Origin of the sequence: Brevundimonas sp. NPDC090276, from assembly GCF_044772165.1 — a bacterium.
Lineage (GTDB): Bacteria > Pseudomonadota > Alphaproteobacteria > Caulobacterales > Caulobacteraceae > Brevundimonas.
In genome coordinates, this window is sequence record NZ_JBIVYK010000003.1 from 171731 (window position 1) to 191008 (window position 19278).

General features: G+C 67.8%; 10 protein-coding genes. 6 read left to right on the plus strand and 4 right to left on the minus strand.

The features are described 5' to 3' along the window. Positions 1-4: 4 nt before the first annotated feature. Positions 5-637, minus strand: coding sequence for a YceI family protein (locus tag ACIQTU_RS12660; RefSeq protein ID WP_400547564.1), 633 nt, complete (start codon positions 635-637; stop codon positions 5-7). Between the two features lie 171 nt (positions 638-808). On the opposite strand from ACIQTU_RS12660, the gene fdxA reads away from it, so the two are divergent. From fdxA to ACIQTU_RS12680, 4 genes are all read left to right on the plus strand, one after another. Next, a complete protein-coding gene (gene fdxA / locus ACIQTU_RS12665) occupies positions 809-1150 on the plus strand; it encodes a ferredoxin FdxA (RefSeq protein ID WP_400547567.1) in 342 nt (113 codons plus the stop codon). A 312-nt stretch (positions 1151-1462) separates the two neighbouring features. Beyond that, positions 1463-2023: a CarD family transcriptional regulator gene (locus ACIQTU_RS12670; protein WP_105564399.1), complete on the plus strand. Its 561-nt coding sequence runs from the start codon at positions 1463-1465 to the stop codon at positions 2021-2023. A gap of 156 nt (positions 2024-2179) precedes the next feature. After that, a complete protein-coding gene (locus ACIQTU_RS12675) occupies positions 2180-2548 on the plus strand; it encodes a BlaI/MecI/CopY family transcriptional regulator (RefSeq protein ID WP_400547570.1) in 369 nt (122 codons plus the stop codon). Then, positions 2545-4239, plus strand: a complete 1695-nt coding sequence (locus ACIQTU_RS12680; RefSeq protein ID WP_400547573.1) for a M56 family metallopeptidase — start codon at positions 2545-2547, stop codon at positions 4237-4239. Before ACIQTU_RS12675 ends, ACIQTU_RS12680 begins: the two co-directional genes overlap by 4 nt. Before the next feature lie 97 nt (positions 4240-4336). Here ACIQTU_RS12680 and ACIQTU_RS12685 read toward each other — a convergent pair whose 3' ends face one another. Continuing rightward, positions 4337-4840, minus strand: coding sequence for a DUF3617 domain-containing protein (locus ACIQTU_RS12685; protein ID WP_400547576.1), 504 nt, complete (start codon positions 4838-4840; stop codon positions 4337-4339). Positions 4841-5055: 215 nt separating this feature from the next. Between ACIQTU_RS12685 and rpmB the strand changes: the two genes are divergently transcribed. Together rpmB and ACIQTU_RS12695 are read left to right on the plus strand one after the other, a co-directional pair. Beyond that, positions 5056-5352 (plus strand): 50S ribosomal protein L28, encoded by a 297-nt coding sequence (gene rpmB / locus ACIQTU_RS12690; RefSeq protein WP_105564371.1) that lies wholly within the window; start codon positions 5056-5058, stop codon positions 5350-5352. A gap of 110 nt (positions 5353-5462) precedes the next feature. Further along, the gene (locus tag ACIQTU_RS12695; RefSeq protein WP_400547580.1) at positions 5463-7175 is read left to right on the plus strand and encodes a M1 family metallopeptidase; all 1713 of its coding nucleotides are present in this window, start codon (positions 5463-5465) and stop codon (positions 7173-7175) included. Positions 7176-7242: 67 nt separating this feature from the next. On the opposite strand, the gene ACIQTU_RS12700 is transcribed toward ACIQTU_RS12695, so the two are convergent. Next, positions 7243-10788 (minus strand): hypothetical protein, encoded by a 3546-nt coding sequence (locus tag ACIQTU_RS12700; protein WP_400547582.1) that lies wholly within the window; start codon positions 10786-10788, stop codon positions 7243-7245. Beyond that, on the minus strand, positions 10785-19271 hold the full coding sequence (locus ACIQTU_RS12705) for an SdrD B-like domain-containing protein (protein ID WP_400547586.1): 8487 nt from the start codon (positions 19269-19271) through the stop codon (positions 10785-10787). The genes ACIQTU_RS12700 and ACIQTU_RS12705 overlap by 4 nt, the downstream gene beginning before the upstream one ends. Positions 19272-19278 lie beyond the last annotated feature (7 nt).

Below are 19278 nucleotides of genomic sequence, written 5' to 3' on the forward strand. Positions count from 1 at the left end.
TGTTTTATTGCTTCACGAACTCGCCTTCGATGTGCAGCTCCACCTCGTCCCCCAGCGCCGGCAGGCCGAAGGTGATGCCGAAGTCCGAGCGTTTGATCTTGGCCTCGCCGTCAAACCCGGCCTTGTAGCCGTTGCGGGTCTGGCCGGCCTGGTTGAACTCGACCTCCATGGTCACCGGCTTGGTCACGCCGCGCAGGGTCAGTTCGCCGTGCACCATGGCCTCGTTGGGCTCGGACGGGTCCAGCATGATGTGGGTCGAGCGGAAGGTGGCGACCGGATGATTGGCGGTGTCGAAGAAGTCCGCCGTCTGCAGGTGACGGTTCAGCCCGTCCGAGTTGGAATCCACGTCCGTCAGCGGAATGGTCGCCGTCAGGCTGCTGGCCGACGGATTGGCCGGGTCCAGCTTCAGCTCGGCCTGCACATTGACGAACTGGCCATAGTATTTCGAGAAGCCCAGGTGATCGACCGACCAGGTGATCTTGCCGTGAGCGGAATCCAGCTTGTAGTCGCCGGCCTGCACCTCGGAGGGCACGCGGGTCAGGGCCGCCTGGGCGACGACGGCGCCGCCGGCCAGAAGGCTGAGGGCCATCGCCCCCGCGCCGACACGAACGACTGTGGAACGAGCGGTGAAACGCATGGGCGAACCTCCTTCTGAGCGATGATCTGTAATCGTATGGGATGCAGACGCGACCTAGTCCCGTCAAGCTTCGCACACCCTTGCGACAGCGGCCTCGGTTGACAGTTGGTTCCGACGGGGCCATTTGCCCGCCCTCGACCTTGATCGCCGCCAAAGGCCCGCCCGACCGCCATGACCTACATCGTCACCGACGCCTGCGTGAAATGTAAGTTCATGGACTGTGTCGAGGTCTGCCCGGTGGACTGCTTCTACGAGGGCGAGAACTTCCTGGTCATCGCCCCGGACGAGTGCATCGACTGCGGCGTCTGCGAGCCGGAATGCCCCGTCGACGCCATCGTCCCGGACACCGAGGACGAGCCCGACGGCAAGTGGCTGCAGGTCAACGCGGAATACGCCAAGGTCTGGCCCAACATCACCGTCAAGGGCACGCCCCCCGTCGACCGCGAACAGTATGAACGCGAAACCGGTAAGTTCGAGAAATACTTCAGCACCAAACCGGGCAAGGGCTCCTAAGGCCTCGACACAATCCGGTCACAAAGTGCCGGAACCGCTCAGTCGTCCTGTGGATGTTTTGAGATTTCCTAATTTTATGATAGGTTCCTCCCTATTCGAAACGGGCGGTTCCGCAGTCATGCGCGCCGCCCGCGTTTGCGACAGTCCCCCGCCGAACAGACGGGGTCGGCCAGAGGTTCGGTGATCCGCTTTCGCTTCTGATGTGTGACCTGACCGCCCAACCGACGGGACCAGTTTCCGGCGGCGGGGTTGTTTTCGCCCATCGGCTGCGCTCAGCGCCTCGCTTGGCCCCTGTTCCGGGAAAGGAATGACATGACGAGCAAGACCGGTCTGGAATTCAAGGTTGGCGATGCGGTGGTCTATCCCGCGCACGGCGTCGGCAAGGTGGCCGCCATCGAGACTCAGGAAGTCGCCGGCATGTCGCTGGAGGTCTATGTCGTGACCTTCGACCATGAAAAGATGACCCTGCGCGTCCCGACCAAGAAGGCCAAGACCGCTGGTCTGCGCACCCTGGCCGCCGACGACACCGTCACCAAGGCCCTGACCACGCTCAAGGGTCGCGCCCGCGTCAAGCGCACCATGTGGTCGCGCCGCGCTCAGGAATATGAAGCCAAGATCAACTCGGGCGACCTGATCTCGATCGCCGAAGTGGTCCGCGATCTGCACCGCGCCGACACCCAGCCGGAACAGTCCTATTCGGAGCGTCAGCTCTACGAATCGGCTCTGGACCGCATGGCCCGCGAAGTCGCCGCCGCCAACCGCATCGACAAGGACGCCGCCGTCGCCCTTCTCGCCAAGTCGCTGAGCGCCAAGAAGCCGGTCCCGACCGCCGCTGAACTGGCCGCCGCCGAGGCCGAGGCCGAAGCCGCCTGATCCACGGCGACAAGCTGATACGACGAAGGCCCGGCGGAAACGCCGGGCCTTTTTCTTTGTCGGTCGCCTGTCCGAAAGTTCACGCAGAGCGCCGCAATCCAGACACATTTCGCTACAAATGTAGCGCTACATATGTAGCGGACATGAAGGCGCGCCATGATCGAGACCCTGCCCCGAAGAGAGCGAGAGGTGTTCGAAACCCTGTGCGGCCTGGGCGAAGGCGCCACCGCCGCCGTTCGCGACGCCCTGCGCGATCCCCTCAGCGATTCCGCCGTCCGCACCTTGCTCAAACGCCTTGAGGCCAAGGGCCTGGTCGCGCGCGGCGTCAGCGGCGCCTGGCGTCCGGCGCCGCAAGGACGCGCCCTGGCGGACAACGCCCTGCGGCGTATGGTCGACACCTTCTTCGCCGGGTCCGCCGCCTCCGCCGCCACGGCCCTGCTGGGCCTGACCAAGACGCTGAAACCCGAGGAGCTGGCCGCGCTTCGTCAGGCCCTCGACGCCGCAAGCGAAGAGGATCCCTCGTGACCTGGTCATTAATCCTCGAGCTCCTGCTCAAGTCCGGCGTCATCGCCGGAACCGGCGTGGGGTTGTCGGCTCTCTTTGCCTCACGGCCTGCCGCAGAGCGCGCGGCGATCCTGCGCGTGACCGTCGGCCTGCTGCTGATCCTGCCGCTCTACCTGTGGCTCGGCCCCAGGCTGGAACTGGCCTGGCTGGCCGCCCCGGCCGCCCCCGCCCTGCCCGAGACCCGCGCCTGGAGCCTGGACCTCCAGCCCATCGCCGGGGTCGCCGTCAGCGGCGAAGCGCCGGCGAGCCTGCCCTGGACCGTAATGGCCGCTCTGGCCTACGCTGCTGGCCTGATGCTGATCGCCGGCCGCTTCGCGCTGGGCGTCTGGACCCTGCGGCGCTGGACCGAGGCCGGTCGCCCCGTCACCCACCGGGTCTGGACCGAAACCCTTGGACGCCTTGATTCGAACGGCGCCCGCCTGATCGCCACGCCTCGTGTCCGCGCGCCGCTCAGCTGGGGCCTGCCGCCCGGCACGATTCTGATCGGCGAGGACAATCTGCGCCGCGCCGAAACAGCCGAAGCGATTCTGGCCCATGAACTGGCCCACATCCAGCGCGGGGACTGGATTTTCACCCTGCTGTCGCGCCTCGCCCTGGCCCTCTTCTGGTTCAACCCCCTGGTCTGGCTGCTGCACGCCAGCCTGGCCGCCCGGACCGAGGAAGCCGCCGACGCCCTGGCCGTCGACCGCATGGACCGCCGGACCTACGCCCGGATCCTGATCGATATCGCGTCTGACCTCGTCCGCCCGGCCGCCCCAGACCTGGCCGCCCTGGGCATGACCGGATCCCATGCCTCTCTCGCCAAAAGGATAAGCCGCATCATGAAGACTCGACAAAAGACCCCGTCCCGTCCGCTGGCCCTGCTTCTGTCCGCAGGCGTCCTGCTGGCCGTCGCCACGCCCCTGGCCGCCCTTGAACTGATGCCGCGCGCCGAAGAAGCCGGATGGCTCGACCTGCCCCCGCCCCCGGCGCCGCCCGTTCCGCCTGCACCGCCCGCGCCTCCGGCTCCGTCGGCTCCGCTGGCTCTCGCTGCCCCTCCGGCTCCGCCTGCGCTCCCTGCCCCGCCTGCCTCCCTGCAGACTGGTCGCAACACCTATCTGGAATCGCGCGACGTCAACGACTGGCGCGAGATTCGAGCCGCCGCCGCCGAAGCGCGTCGTGACGCCGAGCAGGCCCGCATCGCGGCCGACGCAGACCGGCGTGTCGCCGCCGAAGCGCGCCGCGAGGCCGATCAGGCCCGCAGAGCCGCCGACGTGGAACGTCGCGCCGCGCTCGAGGCCGCCCGCCATAGCCAGGCGACCTCCCAACACGCCGCCCGACAGGCCGTTGCCGCCGCACGCGACGCCGCAGTTCAGGCCAGGGTCGCCGCCGACTCGGCGCGGGAGGGGGCTCGCGCCGCCATGATCCAGGCGCGCGTCGAGATGCGCCGCGGGGCTGACAGCATGGAGGAAGGCGCGGAGGAAATGCGCGCCGAGGCCCTCCGCCTGCGCGACCCGGCCTATCGTGAGCAGGTCATCGCCGACAACCGCGCTCGCGGCAACGACGTCACTCACGCCGAGCTGATCGCCCTGTCACGACGTATGCCAGGCCAGGCCGACGATATGGTGCGTTCGGCCCAACGTATGCGCGAGCAGGCGGACTCACGCCTCTAGAGGCCAGCTTCCGTTCCACAGAAAAGCCGCCCGGTTCGATGACCGGGCGGCTTTGCCGTTTCAGGGTGAAGAAATCGGGCCGCCCGCAGGCCCGGCCTCAGAAATACTCGGCGTTGGCCGGGCACTGGGCGCTGATGCGTCGGGCGGTGATGCTGGCGGGGATGTAGGGCGTGCCGCGCATCAACTGGGCGCCGCCGTTAAAGTGGAAGCTTTCGGTCTGATAGGTGCCGTTCAGGCGCACGTTGACCCGACGGCCCTTCTTGTCCTGGCAGGTTCCCTCAAAGCGCGCGCGGCCGTCGCCGACCTGACGCGTCGGATAGGTGCACTTCCAGCGGTTGGTCGACAGGCCGCCGAAGAAGCGGTTGATCTCGCTGGGGCGGACGCATTTGGTTTCGGTGTCGCGGCTGCCCAGGGCGCTGGTGGTGTATTCCCAATAGCCGGGCAGGACCGGCTGGGCCGGGGCCGCCGTCTGGGCCTGAGGCGCGGCGGCGGGCGCGGCCAGCATGACGGCGCCCGCCACGACGGGGGCGGCCACAGCCAGGGCACGGGCAAACGAAACAGGCAGCGTCTTCATGGTAAGCAGCTTCCGATGGGTCTTCATGCGATCCTCTATATAGCAGGTCGTTGAACGTCGGCTGAACGAAGGCGATCCCATGCGGTCATGCAGTTCTATCCCCGGCCTGACTCGACTCCAGCCTTGACGGCCTCCGAGTCATTCCTCTATACGGCCCCCTCTCTCGCAGGGGTCTGCCCGCTGCGTACACCTGTTTCATGCGTCCGCTCACGTCTCGCGGATGTGACCTTGAGGATCTTAAGATGTCGCGTCGTTGCGAACTCACGGGTATCGGCCCGATGGTCGGCCACAATGTGAGCCACTCGAACATCAAGACCAAGCGCCGCTTCCTGCCGTCGCTGAAGACGGTCAAGGTGGCCTCGGAATCGCTGGGCCAAACCTTCTCGCTGCGTATCTCGAACGCTGCCCTGCGCACGCTCGACTACAAGGGCGGCCTGGACGCCTTCATCGTCAAGGCTCGCGACGAAAAGCTGTCGGTCGCTGCTCTGCGCATCAAGCGCCAGGTCAAGGCCAAGCTGGCCGAGCAGACCGCCGCTTAATCAGCGTCGTCTGACAAGATTTGAAGAGGCCGGTGGAAACACCGGCCTTTTTCTTTGCGCGCATTCCGACCCCGGCTAGGCTCAAGGCTCGTTCTGCCGGAGCCGTCGCCTTGCGCCTGATCACCGCCCTCTGCCTGACCACCGCCCTCCTCAGCGCCCCGGCTCTGGCGCAGGAGGCCGCGCCGGCCCGCGATTCGACGCCCTTCACCCTGTCCAGCGGCACGGCGCGCACGCCGGAACAGCTGGCCCTGCGCTTCGACAAGGCGGACCTGTCGTTCAAGCTGCTGTCCGAGACCCAGTCGATCGAGGGCGTCGCGGTCCTCGACTTCACCGCAACGAGCCCCGCGTCGGCCGTGGTGGTCGAACTGGATGCGCTGTTCGCTATCGCCTCCATCGCCGTGGACGGCCAGACGGTCACCGGCTGGTCCAACCCTGCGGGTCGCCTGGCCATCCCCCTGCCGCGCCCCCTGGAGGCCGGCCAGACCGCGTTTGTGCGCATCGCCTATTCCGGCCGCCCGCATCAGGCCCAACGCGCGCCATGGGATGGCGGCTTCGTCTGGACCACCACGCCCGACGGCAAGCCGTGGATCGCCAGCGCGGTTCAGGGCGAGGGCTGCGACCTGTTCTGGCCCTGCATCGACCATCCGCAGGGCGAGCCGGATCGCGTAGACCTGCACATCACCGTCCCGTCGAACCTGTCCGCCCCCGCCAACGGCCGCTTCCTGGGCAAGACCGACAACGGCGACGGCACCACCACCTGGAACTGGACCGCGCGCCAGCCCGACACCTACGCCATCAGCCTGAACGTCGGCCCCTTCGTGGAGATGGCCGCCGCCTACCCCAGCCGATTCGGCAATGTGATTCCCCTGCGATTCTGGCATCTGGCGTCGGACGACCCGGCCAAGGCCGCCGCCCTGTTCGCCGAGTTCCCCAAACAGCTCGACTTCTATGAGGCCACCATCGGCCCCTTCCCCTTCGGCGACGAAAAGATGGGCGTGGTCGAGACCCCGCATCTGGGCATGGAGCACCAGACGATCAACGCCTACGGCAACGGCTACAAGCTGGACGGCAAGGGCTATGACTGGCTGTTGCAGCACGAACTGGCGCACGAGTGGTTCGGCAATCAGCTGACCAACGCCGACTGGGACGACATGTGGCTGCACGAGGGCTTTGGCACCTATATGCAGCCACTCTACGCCCGCTGGCTGAACGGGGAGCGCGCCATGCAGGCCGAACTGCAGACCATGCGGCTAACGCTCGCCAACCGCTTCCCCATGGTGTCGGGCAAGCCTCAGGACGCCGGAACCGTTTATGACGGCGCCACCGGGCCGGGGCTGGACCTCTATTACAAGGGCGCCCTGATCGCCCACACCCTGCGCCTCTACATCGGTGACGAGGCCTTCTTCGAGAGCCTGCGCCGGCTGGTATACGGCCGTCCTGATCCCCGGCCCGGCAACTTCCTGCCCCGCTACGCCACGACGCCCGAGTATATCGCCATCGTCAATGAGGTGACGGGCCGAGACCTGGGCTGGTTCTTTGACGCCTACCTCTATCAGGCCGCCCTGCCCGATCTGGTCATGACCCGCGCCGAAGACCACGTGACCCTGGAATGGAAGACCGGAAACGGCCGCCCCTTCCCCCTGCCCGTCGAGGTCGAGGTGGACGGCCAGACCCGAACCCTGCCCATGACCGACGGCCGCGCGACCTTCACCGTGCCCGCCGGCGCCCATGTCCTGCTCGACCCTGGCTCGAAGCTGCTGCGCCGGCTGGAATACCTGGAAGTCTGGAAGGCCTCGCAAGCCGCCCCCGCCGCCGCTCACTGACCCCAAACAAAAACCCCGCAGCCAAGGCTGCGGGGTTCATGGTTGCTCAAACCGGACCTGGTCTGGATCAGAACTTGCCGATCAGGTTCACGAACCAGCCGCGCTCGTCGTAGCTGAGATCGCCGAGGTCGTCGGAGAAGTCGGTGAAGTTGTAGCCGACGCCCAGCTTCACGTGGTCGCCGAAGTGGCGGTAGACGCCGACCAGAGCGCCCAGACGGCTGTCGTGGGCTTCCTTGATGGACAGCTCGCGCACCTCGACCAGAACATCCCAGCGGCGGACGATCTGATAGTCGGCGCGGACGGCCCAGAAGACCGCCTCACTGTCGAACCAGGGCGCGCTCTCGTCGCGAGAGGCGCGCAGTTCGCCCAGACGCCAGGCCACCTTGGCCCCGACCGCCAGACGCGGCGTGACCTGATAGGTCCCGTCAACGGCGGCGATGTGGCTGCGCTGGGCGTAGTCCAGCGACTGACCCAGGGCGTCCACCTGGGCCGGCGACGGCAGGTCGGCCAGATAGGTGTACTTGGTCAGCAGGTTCAGTCGGTCGTTGTCGACCGGGCGATAGGCTCCCGCCAGCGCCAGCTCATAGTAGTCGGCGTTCATCGCCATCGCCTGATCCGAGTTGGACAGCGAGATGTTGGCCTTGGCGAACAGGCGCAGCGACGGCGTGGCCTTGTAGGTGACCTGGTTGCGGGTCGCGACCGTAGTGCGTTCGCCGACCGTGTCGCCCTCGTCCTTGCGGTATTCCAGCGCCGAGGCCCAGCGCAGGCGGTCGCTGCCGTAGTCGGCGGTGGCGCCGATGGCCATGCGGTCGATGGCCTGACCCAGGGCGTCGGACAGAGAGCCGGTCTCGTAGCGCGCGCCGAAGGTCCAGGCCTCGATGGGGCTGAAGTCCACGCCATAGGCCTGGGTCCAGCCGGTCGGGCCGTCGCCATGGTCATAGCGCTGCTCGGCGAAGACGCTGGTCTTCTCGCCCATCTGCTGACGCGCCCCCCCGGTCAGGCGGCCCAAGCGACCGCCGGTCATGGCGTCGGGATTCTCGCCGGCCAGGGCGTAGCCGAGATAGAGGCTGCCGCGATCCGTCATGGCGAAGTCGGCCCGCACATCGGCGCCGAAGCCCATGTCGCCGTCCGAGACCTCGCCCTTGAACTTGAGCCGGTCGTGGACCTGATACTCGCCGCCGAGGCCGAAGCGGTCGTTCGATTCCCGGCCGCCGTCGTGGTCCAGCGTCGCCTGGGCGAAGGTCCAGACGGCCCAGGGGGCGTCGCGCTGATCGACGTTGGGGGTCTCAGGGTTCGGCGTGTGGCGATAGCCGACCGAGACGGCTGCGTCGGTGCGCGTGCCCTCGCTGGGCGGCGGCGTATAGAGGGGGCTGTAGGGCGTACGCTGGCCCTGCTGCTTGTCCGACCGAACGCCGACCGAGCCGAACCAGCCCGCCGCCGTCTCGCGACGCAGACCAACCTCGACCGCATGACGCTCGGTCAGGCGACCGTCGGTGACGTCGCCCTTGGCTTGCAGGCGGACCGTGTCGCTGAGGGCCATGTCGAAGACGCCGCCGTACTGATCCAGGGTCTCGCCGAAGGTCAGCTCGCCGGGGGCCGAGAAGCCGGCCTCACGCGTCTTCCAGTAGCCGCCGAAGCGGCCGTCGCGGTCCAGACCCAGTTCGTCCAACTGACCGGCGAAGGTCAGGCTGACGGCGTTGGCCTGATCGGCGACCGTGTCGACCTTGGTGAAGTCATAGCCGCCCGTGGACGACAGGTAGGAGCCGTCGCCGGGACCATCGGCCTGGGCGAACTCCAGCTTCACGAAGCTGTTGGCCGCGTGCTGGTACAGCAGGTCGGCGCCGAACAGGTCCTGCGACGCCTGCTCCTCGCCCTGGTGATAGGCGCTGCCGCCGACGCGCAGACGGTCGGTCAGCCAGTGCTGCGCCCGACCGCCCGTGGTGAAGGCCTCGGGGCGGGTCAGGCCCGGCGCATACTCATAGGTGGCCACGACCCAGACCGGGTTCCCGGCCAGCGACGACTGGGACACGAAGCTGTTGGCGTCCGCCGTCATCGGCGGCGGGTTGCGCATGATGACCCGGCCCTGAAGGTAGTTCACCTCATAGTCGCGGGCGGCGATCAGTTCCTGACGCTCCAGCACCAGGCCGGAATCCTTGTCGCGGACTTCCAGGAAGACCCGCTCCGAACCCGGCGCGATGTCGCGATTGCGGAAGAAGTAGACCGAACCCCCGGTCGAGGCGAAGTCCTCGCGGCTGGCGATGGTGCCGGGATCGGCGGCGAAACCGTTGACCTCGGTGCGGCGCTCGCCGGTCGCGGTCACAGCGTCGCTGCGCCAGTCCAGATTGGCGCCATAGAGGGTCCGCTGGTGACGGATCAGCTCATTGCCGCCCAGATGGCTCTGGAACACGCCCCACATGGCGTCGGTGTTCTCGTTCTCGGCCCGCACATAGAAGCGGCCATAGGTCGGAGCGTCCTCGACCGTGACCGAGTCGTCGCCATAGACCGGATAGTGCATCTCCGGGTCGATGCGACGCAGCAGCGAGCGTGGGTCCTTTTCCAGGAAGCCGTCGAACAGGCTCTTCAACGGCTGCTCGCCGGTGTCGGCCGAGGCCGTCAGGCGCCAGTCGTTCTTCACCACGCCCTTGAAGTAGAAGGCCAGACGGCCGTCCACGAAATCGTCGCGGTGATCGCCCGTGTCGCCCAGCAGTTCATGCTTGGCGGCGTCGAAGCTGCGGCTGCCCGCCGTGATGTCGGCGATGCCGACGAAGAAGCGGTCGCTGCGAGGCAGGACGATCTCGCGCACCAGATCGACCGGGGCCTGACCGGGACGGGCGACCTGAACGGCGACGGCGGCGGTGTCGGCGGGGACGATCTGCTGGACCATGAAACGGCCCGTGCGGTCGACCGGAACCAAAGTCCCGAAGGCGGTGACGCGCGTGGCGGGGTCCTCGACCTCGCCGCTGAGGGTGACGGCGGCGCCCTTGACCGAGATGGCGTCGACGACGCGCATGTTCTCGAACGACGGCCCGGCCAGGATGTCCGGCTTGGTGACGTTGACCGCATGGGTCACGGCCAGCATCGTCGCCGAGGTCTGGTCGTAGCGACCCTCGGCGTCATAGACGCGCAGGACATAGCGATAGCGATGCTCGCCCGGCTGATCCCGGTCAGTCGTCCACAGGACGGGCTGGCCAAGACGCGCCGGGATGACGGTCAGCGGCGCTTCCTCGATGCTCTGATCGTCACGGAAGATGCGGACCTCGGCGCGCGCGACATAGGCCGTGACCTGAACCCGCACGTCGGCGCCGGCCAGGGCCAGGTCCTGGCGACGCTGGCGGTCGGCGCGCAGATCATCGCCGCCCTCTCCTGCCCCGTCCACGCTGACGCGGAACGGACGCGCCGCCCCGCGATCAGCGGCTTCCAGGTTGTTCCCGACGCCGCGACGTTCGACCGCCGCATCATCCGCCACCGGACCGCAGGGGCGTTCCGTGTCGCGGCCGCAATAGACCGAACGGTCGTCAGCGGCGGCGTCCTGGGCCTGAACCCCGGTGGCGAGGGCGATGGCTGATCCGCCCATCAGCAGGGCGGTCAGCAGCTTGTTCGACGCGCGGATCATTGCACGCCTCCCTCATGAGGGGTGGACAGGACGACGGTCTCCTCTTCGACGACCAGTCGGTAGCGGCCGCGCTCGTCGTTCCAGCGGTCCTGGAGGCGACGTCGGACCTGGGCGACGCGGTCCTTGATCAGGTCCGCGCTTTCGCCTTGCGAGGCATAGGCCAGACGCAGGACCGAGGGACGCTCGGCCAGGGTCGCGATCAGGCCCTCGAACTGCTGTTCGAACTCCTCACGCAGAACCTCGCCGTCAAAGGCCTCGCCGTTCAGGTCCAGACGGACCACGCGGTGCAGGCTGGCGCCGAAGTTCAGGCGGGCGAACTTGCCGCGCGTCAGGCGCACCGTTTCCGGGTTGCCCGAGGTGACGCGGTAGCCCGTCGGCAGGGTCCGGTCGTCCAGCTTCACGATGAAATTGGAACCGCGGTCCTCGTTCGGGATCATCGGGCAGGTGATGTGATACCGGCCCTCGGCGTCCGTGGTGATCAGCAGACCGCGCGCGGTCGCCAGACGCACCCCCGGCAGACCCGGTTCGCCGTCGTCCTGAACGCCATTGCCGTTCCGGTCGTCGAACACCTTGCCCAGGATGTCGGTGCAATCGAAGTCCGGGTCGGGGATCATCCGCACCGTGGCCTCGGCCAGGTTGGAGATGACCTGATCGACGATCGGGTTCACCGCAAAGGCGACGTTGGTGTGCTCGCCTTCGACCACGCCCGAACCGACCACCAGGATCAGCTCCAGACGCTTGGTCTCGCCCGCCGCGAAGGTCAGGTCGTTCCAGGTCAGCAGACGGCCGTTCTGGATCGGCTCGACCGCCACGCCGTCAATACGGGCGCTGCTTTCGCGATAGCGGAAGCCGGCCGGCACGCGGTCCGTCAGGGTCAGGCCCGTCAGCGTCCCGGCCAGCGTGTTGCGGGCCGTGATGACATAGGGGACCAGACCGCCGCGCACGACATTGACCATCGGGGTCGTCTTGGTGACCTCGATCGCGCCCTCCAGGATCGGATCCAGGGGGATGTTGTTGTTGACGACGTTGGCCGAGACCCCCGGCGTCAGGTTGAAGTTCAGGACATAGCCGGTCGTCATCACGCCGGTCAGGCAGCCCTCGGCCGTGCCCAGCGGCGGCGGGCCGTTGCTGGTCGAGACCAGCAGGGGATCCGGCGTCGCATTTACCGTCAGCGGTCCCGCGCAGGGCGGAATGATCGTCGACGGCTGGTTCGGGTTGTAGGTCCCGTTCGGCGGCGTCACCGACAGGCTGTAGGCGCCGGCCGGGGCCGAGGCCATCAGCTGGAACTGGTACATGCCCAGGGCGTCGGTGATCTGACGCACGTTGCCGGTTCCACCCAGCAGATGCAGGGCAGGATCGAAGCCGGCCGGGCCCGTGATCTGGACCGTCGCGCCCGGAATGGCCGTGCGACGGACCGAGTCATAGACCACGCCCCACGGATCCAGCGGCAGTGACTGTTGGGTCACGCCGGCGCCGGGCGTCAGGGTGATGCCCGTCAGCTCGCGCGCCTTCAGCGTGGCGCCGCCCGCGTTGGAGGCCGAGGTCACGCCGTCGACGAAGCTTGCGCCGGTCTCGTTCGGACGCCCGCCGCCATAGACGGCGTTGTTGTCCGGGTGACGGAAGCGCACGCCATAGCCCGAGCCAGGCGCCACGCCGGTGAAGGCGTAGCCGCCGTCGGCGCCGGTGCGGGTGGTCGAGATCAGGACGTCGCCGAGGAAGAGCTCGACGGTCCAGCCCGCTTGCGGAGCCTCGCCGCCGCCGCGTGCGCGGTCGTGGTCAGAGTCCATCCACACCGAGCCCGAGATCTGGGCCTCGTCGCCGCGCTCGCCGAACAGGTAGCCGGTCACGTCGGCGGCCGGGGCCAGAATGATGCCGGTGATGGCGTCGCCGCCGTCCGAGACGCCGCCCGAGGTGCCGGGCGTGTCCAGGCCGTCGTCATAGCCGTCCGGCTGGGTTTCCGTGACCGTATAGGTCCCACCCGGCAGGTCGGTGAAGCGGTAGCTTCCGTCCGGTCCGGTGACGACGGTGCGGGTGACCGCCTCGCCGCGCGCGTCCGTTCCCGTCAGGACGACGGTGACGCCGCCGATGACCGGCTCGTTGGCGTCGCGAACGCCGTTGTTGTTGGTGTCGTTGTAGACCAGGCCCGACAGCGAGCCGGTGCGCTCGCCGAAGTTGATCGGCGCGGTCTTCTCATCCGTGACGACAGTGACAGGCACGCGGTTGGTCGGATGCTCCGGCCCCTCGCCATAGCCCGCGGGCTGGGTCTCGATGACCACATAGTCGCCCGCCGGAACGTCGCCGAAGCTGTACGAACCGTCCGGTCCCGTCGTCGTCGTGGCCACCAGGTCGCCCGAGGCGGTGCGCAGTTCCACCACCACGTTCGCCAGCGGCCGATCGTCGCCGTCGTTCTGACCGTTCAGGTCCACGTCAACATAGACGTTTCCGCTGACGCCCTGACCGCGCTCGCCGAAGGCATAGTCGATCGCGTCGGTCGCTACCGGCAGAACGATGTTGCTGATCCGGTCGCCCGGCGTCGCCATGTCGCCGCCCGCCGAACCGGCGCTGTCCAGGCCGTCCGAATAGTTGGCCGGCTGAGTTTCCGCGACCACATAGGTCCCGGCCAGCAGGTCGTCGATGACCCACTCGCCCGAGGCATTGGTCGTGGCCGTGCGCGTGACCGCACCGCCCGCCGCGTCCGTGCCCGTCAGGGTCACGAGAACGCCCGCGATGGGGGCCTCGCCCGGCTGGCGCACGCCGTCATTGTTGCTGTCGACGAAGACATGGCCGGCGATGCTGCTGACCGTGTCGGCGAAGTCGACCGTCTGGGTCTGACCCGGGGTCAGGTTGACCGAGACCTCGTTCGGCGACGACGAACCATAGCCGTCAGGCTGGACCTCGCGCACCGTATAGTCGCCGGCGGGCAGGTCGATGAAGCTGTAGCTTCCGTCCGGGCCGGTCGTCGTGGTCGCAATGACCACGCCGTTCTGGACCAGTTCGATGGTCACGCCGGCCAGAGGCGGCTCGCCGCCCCCGTTCACGCCGTCGCGTTGCGGGTCCTTGAAGACCGTGCCGCTGATGACCACGGCGCGCTCGCCGAAGACATAGTCGGTCCCGTTCTCGCCGGCCTCCAGATTGATGGCGGTGATGGCGTTGGCCGCAGCCGTGCTGTCGAAGACGCCATTGTTGACCGAACCGCCCGCCGAACCGGCGGCTTCACGACCGTCGGCATAGGCGCTGGGCTGGGTCTCCGTCAGGGCGTAGGTCCCCTTCGGCAGGTTGTCGAAGCCATAGGTCCCGTCCGCCTTGGTCGTGACCGTGCAGGTCAGGCTCGGGTCCAGGGCCGCGCGCCAGGCGCAGATGTCCTGGCCGTCGGCGGTCGTGCCCGACAGGGTGATCACAATGCCGTCCAGGCCCGGTTCCGTGGGCTGGCGCACGCCGTCGTCATTGCCGTCGACATAGACCAGACCGGCCAGCGAACCGGCCAACTCGCCGAAGGCGTAGTTGGAGCCCAGCTCGCCGGTGTTCAGCACGATGCCGCTGATGACGTCATTGGCCGCCGTGCCGCGCACGACGCCGCCGACCAGGCCGGCTGCATCCTTGCCGTCGCTGTAGTTCGACAGGGGCGCAGCGGTCTGCGACTGTTGGGTCAGGGTGTAGCCCGTTGCGTCCGATCCCGGGACCGACAGAAGCATGAAGGCGCCCGCTGCATCGGTCACAGCCGTGCAGTTGATCAGGGTGCAGACGTCCTGGCCGTTGGCCGTCGTGCCCGACAGGGTGACGCTCACGCCCGGAATGCCGGCCTCGCTCGCATCGCGAACGCCCGTGTCGTTGCTGTCGACATAGACATAGCCGCTCAGGCCCTGGCCGCTGGCGCCGAAGTCATAGTTGGACGACGACGAACCCGCGACGACAGCGATGGCGGTCACGGTCGTGTTGCCCGCGCCCGGCGCCGCCGTATCGGCGCCGCTCTGGCTGCCGGAGTCGCCGCCCGAGCTGCCGATGAAGGCGCCCGTATGGGTGAGACCGGCCGCAGGCGTGATCTCCAGCGCATAGACGCCGGGACGCAGCACCTGACAGCTCGGCGTGGCCGAGCCCGCGATCGGGAAGCTGTAGAGGCCGGTCGCCGTCGTGGTGATCAGGCAGTCGATCGTCTCGTTCAGGTCGTTCAGACCCGTCAGGCGAACCCCGGCGCCCGACAGGCCCGTGGTTTCGCCCGCCCCGCGCACGGCGTCGGCGTTCGGGTCCAGGAAGACCATGCCGCTGAGCGTCGAGGTCGGCAGTTCGCCGAAGTTGCGCTCGGTCAGGTCGGCCCCCGGCGCCACCGCGCCGATGTCGAAACCTTCCGGCGCCGCGCGGCCGCTGGAGTTGGGAATGACCGCCGCGCCGTTGGCGTCCTTGCCGTCCGACGCGCCGATCGGCTGGACCAGTTGCGTCACCGTATAGGCCGTGCCGTTCGACGGCGGGACCGAGGCGAACTCGTAGAAGCCCGACCCGTTGACGTTGTCCGTCAGGTTGACGGCGCCGCCGGCGTAGTCCGTGCCCGTCAGACGAATGTGCGGCGTCGAGGCGAAGGCGCTGGCCGCAAAGCCCGTCTCGCCTGCACCGGCTTCGCGCAGGCCGTTGTTGTTCAGGTCGCGATAGACGTAGCCGGACACCTTGGCGGCGCTGACTTCCTGGAAGACATAGCCCGTCGCGGCCGTGGCCGCCGGCAGGGCGATGTTGGCAATCGTATTGGTCGGCGCGCCGCTGCCATAGGCCGCGTTGTTGACGGTTCCGCCCGCCGAGCCTGCGGTTTCATTGCGGTCGAACGTGCCCGCAGGCTGGGTCTCGACGATCTGGTAGGCGCCAGCCGGCAGGCGATCGAAGGTGAAGACCCCGCCCGCCACCGTGTCCGTCGTGCGGCTGATGGCATTGCCGAACGCATCCGTTCCGCTCAGGGTCAGCCTGACGTCGGCCATGCCTTCGCCCGTGTCGATCACGTCATCGCGGTCGTCATCGCGATAGACCGTGCCCGCGATCGAGGACTGGGCGACCTGGGTGGTTTCGGTCTTGGTGTTGTTGGCCGGGTTCGTGTCTCGGCTGATTTCCTTGCCCGAGCCGTCCAGGCCCGGCTTGATCTCGGCCGTATTGGTCAGGTTCGTGTTCAGAGCGCCCGCAAACGGATGCGCCGCCTTGGCGAACATCGTCAGGGTCACGGTGTTGCCCGCGCCGGCCGGGAAGTCGCCGTCCAGCACGCAGGTGATCTTGTTCGCGCCCGAACAGGTCATGTTCGAAACCGAGGCCGCGCCGGCGACGGTGACGCTCTCCTGATACGTACCGGCCACGTAGACCCGGGCCCAGCCTGCGGGCAGTTGATCCGACACCCGCACCTGAGTCGTCGGCGACACGCCGTTGTTGCGCACCACGATGCGGTATTCGACCGGCTGGTTGATCTGCACCGGCGACGGCGTGACGCGGGTCTTGCTGACCACTTCCAGGTCCGTCGACGGCAGGACCGTCGTGGTCTGGACAGCGGTGTTGTTGTCCAGCTGGGCGTCCGCCTGGCTGACGGTAGTGTTGTCCTGTTCCAGCGACACGATCTCGGCGCCGTTGGAGAAGGTCATGGGACCGGTGGGCGCGGCGCCCGTAACGGCCATGTGCAGGCGGAAGATGACCTGGCTGGATTCGTCCAGATAGTTCCGGGTCGTGTCGCTGGCGTGCAGGCGACATTCGATCTTGCCCCCGGCCACCGTGACGCAGGTCGGCGCAGGCGGCGTGTAGAGCGTCAGGCCGCCATCGGCCCCGACAGGGTTCACCTCGAACCGCGACATGGCCATCGTATAGCCGGCTGGCGGGTTCGGGATGTCCGTGACCACCACATTGCCCGCGCGCGACGGGCCGAAGTTGGAGGCGCGCAGGTCATAGACTAGCTCGGACCCGAACGGCATCGGGTCGAACTCGGCGCTCGGCTCTTCCTTGGTGATCGCCAGGTCCATGGTCGGGGCGAGTACGGCGTGAGTCAGATCGACGCTGTTGTTGGTCGCATCCGTCTCATCGGTCGTGGTGGTCACCGTGGCGGTGTTGACGTGGTTGATCGGGAAGCCCGAGATCGCCCCGCCGAACGGGAAGCGGGCGCGAACCTGCTGGCTGATCTGATAGGTCTGGCCGCGGTTGATCGTGCCCATGGGGCAGCTGATCTTGCCGGTCACGTCATTCTTGACGCAGGTCACGCCGCTCTTGGTCGTCGAAGGCTGACCGACCAGTTCGAAGCGCGTCGGATCGATCGTATCCTCGACCACGACGCCCGCGGCCGGGTTCGGCCCCAGGCCGCGCACGCTGATGCTGTAGGTGGCCAGCACGCCGACCTTGGCCGGATCCGGCGAAATCGTCTTGGCGTTCAGGGTGATGTCGGTGATCGGCGCGATGTCGTAGCTGGCCGTCGATGTATTGTTCGCCAAGGCCGCCGGATTCTCGGTCGTGTCCGGCGAGCTCACCTCGGCGACGTTGTCGAACAGACCGCTCTCGACCGGACGCGAAATGCGCACGACGGCCGTCTCGCTGTCGCCGACGTTGAGGTCGCTCAGCGTCCAGCTGATCTTGCCGTTGCTCGCGCTGTACGAGGGCGTGCCTTTGCTCGCGCTTTCCAGGTTGAAGCCGGTGACGAAGCCGTTGTCGTTGATGAAGTTGGGCAGGTCGTCGGTGACCACCACGGTACGGGCGATCTGGCCGCTCAGGTTGCTGACCGTGAAGCGGATGTAGAACTGCTGGGTGTCGTGGGGCACCGACAGGCCAGCCTGGGTCCAGCTGTCCGGGTCCGCCGGGTCCAGGCTGACCTCCTTGACGATGGCCAGGTCGGCCTCGTTCGGGGTCGAGCGCGAGGTCGCCGAGGCGCAGTTGTTGACCGCGTCGAGGTCGCCCGGCAGGGCGCCGGCGGCCGTGCAGGCCGTGTTGCTCAGGTTCAGGTCCGCGCCCATGCCCGCCAGGGTCTTCAGCGTCAGCACCGCGTCAGCGCCGACGGCCAGGCTGCCCGGTCCGGCCAGTTCGCAAGCGATCTCAGGCTTGTTCCAAGTACAGGTCCAGGGCGCGTCAGCCGAGACGAAGCTCTCGTCATCGGTGACCGTATCGACGATGCGCAGCGGATTGGCCGCGTCATAGGTCAGCACCGACGGTCCCAGGTTGCGGACCGTGATCGTGCTGGTCATCACCTCGCCGGCCTCGACCGGATTGGGGCCCTTGCTCTTGCTCACGCGCAGGTCGGCGTTGGGCTCGACGATGCTGTAGCTGGCGTTGGCGGTGTTGTTGTCCGCAATCGGGTCGGTGATCCCCGCCGGCGAAGTCACGGTCGCGGAATTGACCACGCTGCCGCTGGTGACGGCGAGCGAGCGCACGGAAATGACGAAGGGCTTGGTCTGCCCGGTCGACAGGCTGCCGGCCGTGCAGGTCACGGTCTGCCCCACCGCGGCGCAGCCGCCTGGCAAGGGCGTCAGGATTTCGAACTCGGGCGCGATCTCATCGACGATGACCGCCCCGTCGACCGTCAACGGCCCGGCGTTGCGGATCGTCAGCGTGATATCGGCGCTGTCGCCCAGGATGATGGTCGCCGGCATGGCTTTTTGCGCCGACAGGTCGGCGCCCGGCTCGATCATGGTGACCACCGGGGTCGCGACGTCGTTGGCTGTGTTCGGATCCAGCACCAGCGGGCTGGTCAGTCCGACGAAGGCGTTGTTGGTGATGGTGCCGCCAGTGGCCAGCACCTTCCCCTTGATGGTGATCGGCGGCAGATCGCCGATCAGCGCCGCTCCATTATAATTGCATGCGACGGTCACGCCGCTGCGGTTGCAGGTCCAATCGCTGCCCGCCGCCGAGATGAACTCGAAATTGCTGGCGGCCGGCAGGTTGTCCGTCACGCGGATCGCCGCCGTCGCATCCGGTCCGGCGTTCTTCGCCTGCAGGGTATAGGTCAGGATGCCGCCGGCGGGGATGGAGTCGTCCGGCTCGCCGTCATCCTTGACCACCGACATGTCCGCGCCCTCGCGAACGGCCGGAGACACCGGCAGGCTGTTGTTCGCGGGGTTGGCGTCGACGTTGGTCGGGCTCGAGATGCTGGCCGTCGTCGTCCGCGACCCGGCGGAGATGGCATCGGCCGAAAAGACAATGGACGCGTCCCCACCCGCCATCGGCGGCATGGCGCAGGTCAGGGTCTGGGCGCCGACCGCGCCGCTCAGGCTACAGTCGGCGGGGAAGGTCCCCGCCGCGACCGAGAAGTGCGACGGCACGGCGATGGTCACGACGGCGTCGTTGACCGGATCCGGCCCGTTGTTGGTGGCCCGCACGGTGAAGGTCGCGCGCGCGCCGTTGGCCACCGGATTGGGCGACCAGGTGTAGGAAGAGACCTGCAGGTCCGACGCGGCGGCGGCGCCGGCCACGCCGACGATCGCCAGGGGCGCAGCCATGCGGACCGCGCGCAGCGCCAGGCGCTTGAAGGATTTCAGCAGATTCAACACGTCTCGA

Coding starts and splice junctions, on each gene's coding strand:
- ACIQTU_RS12660 (WP_400547564.1), bottom strand. CDS start 637: ATGCGTTTCACCGCTCGTTCCACAGTCGTTCGTGTCGGCGCGGGGGCG.
- fdxA (WP_400547567.1), top strand. CDS start 809: ATGACCTACATCGTCACCGACGCCTGCGTGAAATGTAAGTTCATGGAC.
- ACIQTU_RS12670 (WP_105564399.1), top strand. CDS start 1,463: ATGACGAGCAAGACCGGTCTGGAATTCAAGGTTGGCGATGCGGTGGTC.
- ACIQTU_RS12675 (WP_400547570.1), top strand. CDS start 2,180: ATGATCGAGACCCTGCCCCGAAGAGAGCGAGAGGTGTTCGAAACCCTG.
- ACIQTU_RS12685 (WP_400547576.1), bottom strand. CDS start 4,840: ATGAAGACCCATCGGAAGCTGCTTACCATGAAGACGCTGCCTGTTTCG.
- rpmB (WP_105564371.1), top strand. CDS start 5,056: ATGTCGCGTCGTTGCGAACTCACGGGTATCGGCCCGATGGTCGGCCAC.
- ACIQTU_RS12700 (WP_400547582.1), bottom strand. CDS start 10,788: ATGATCCGCGCGTCGAACAAGCTGCTGACCGCCCTGCTGATGGGCGGA.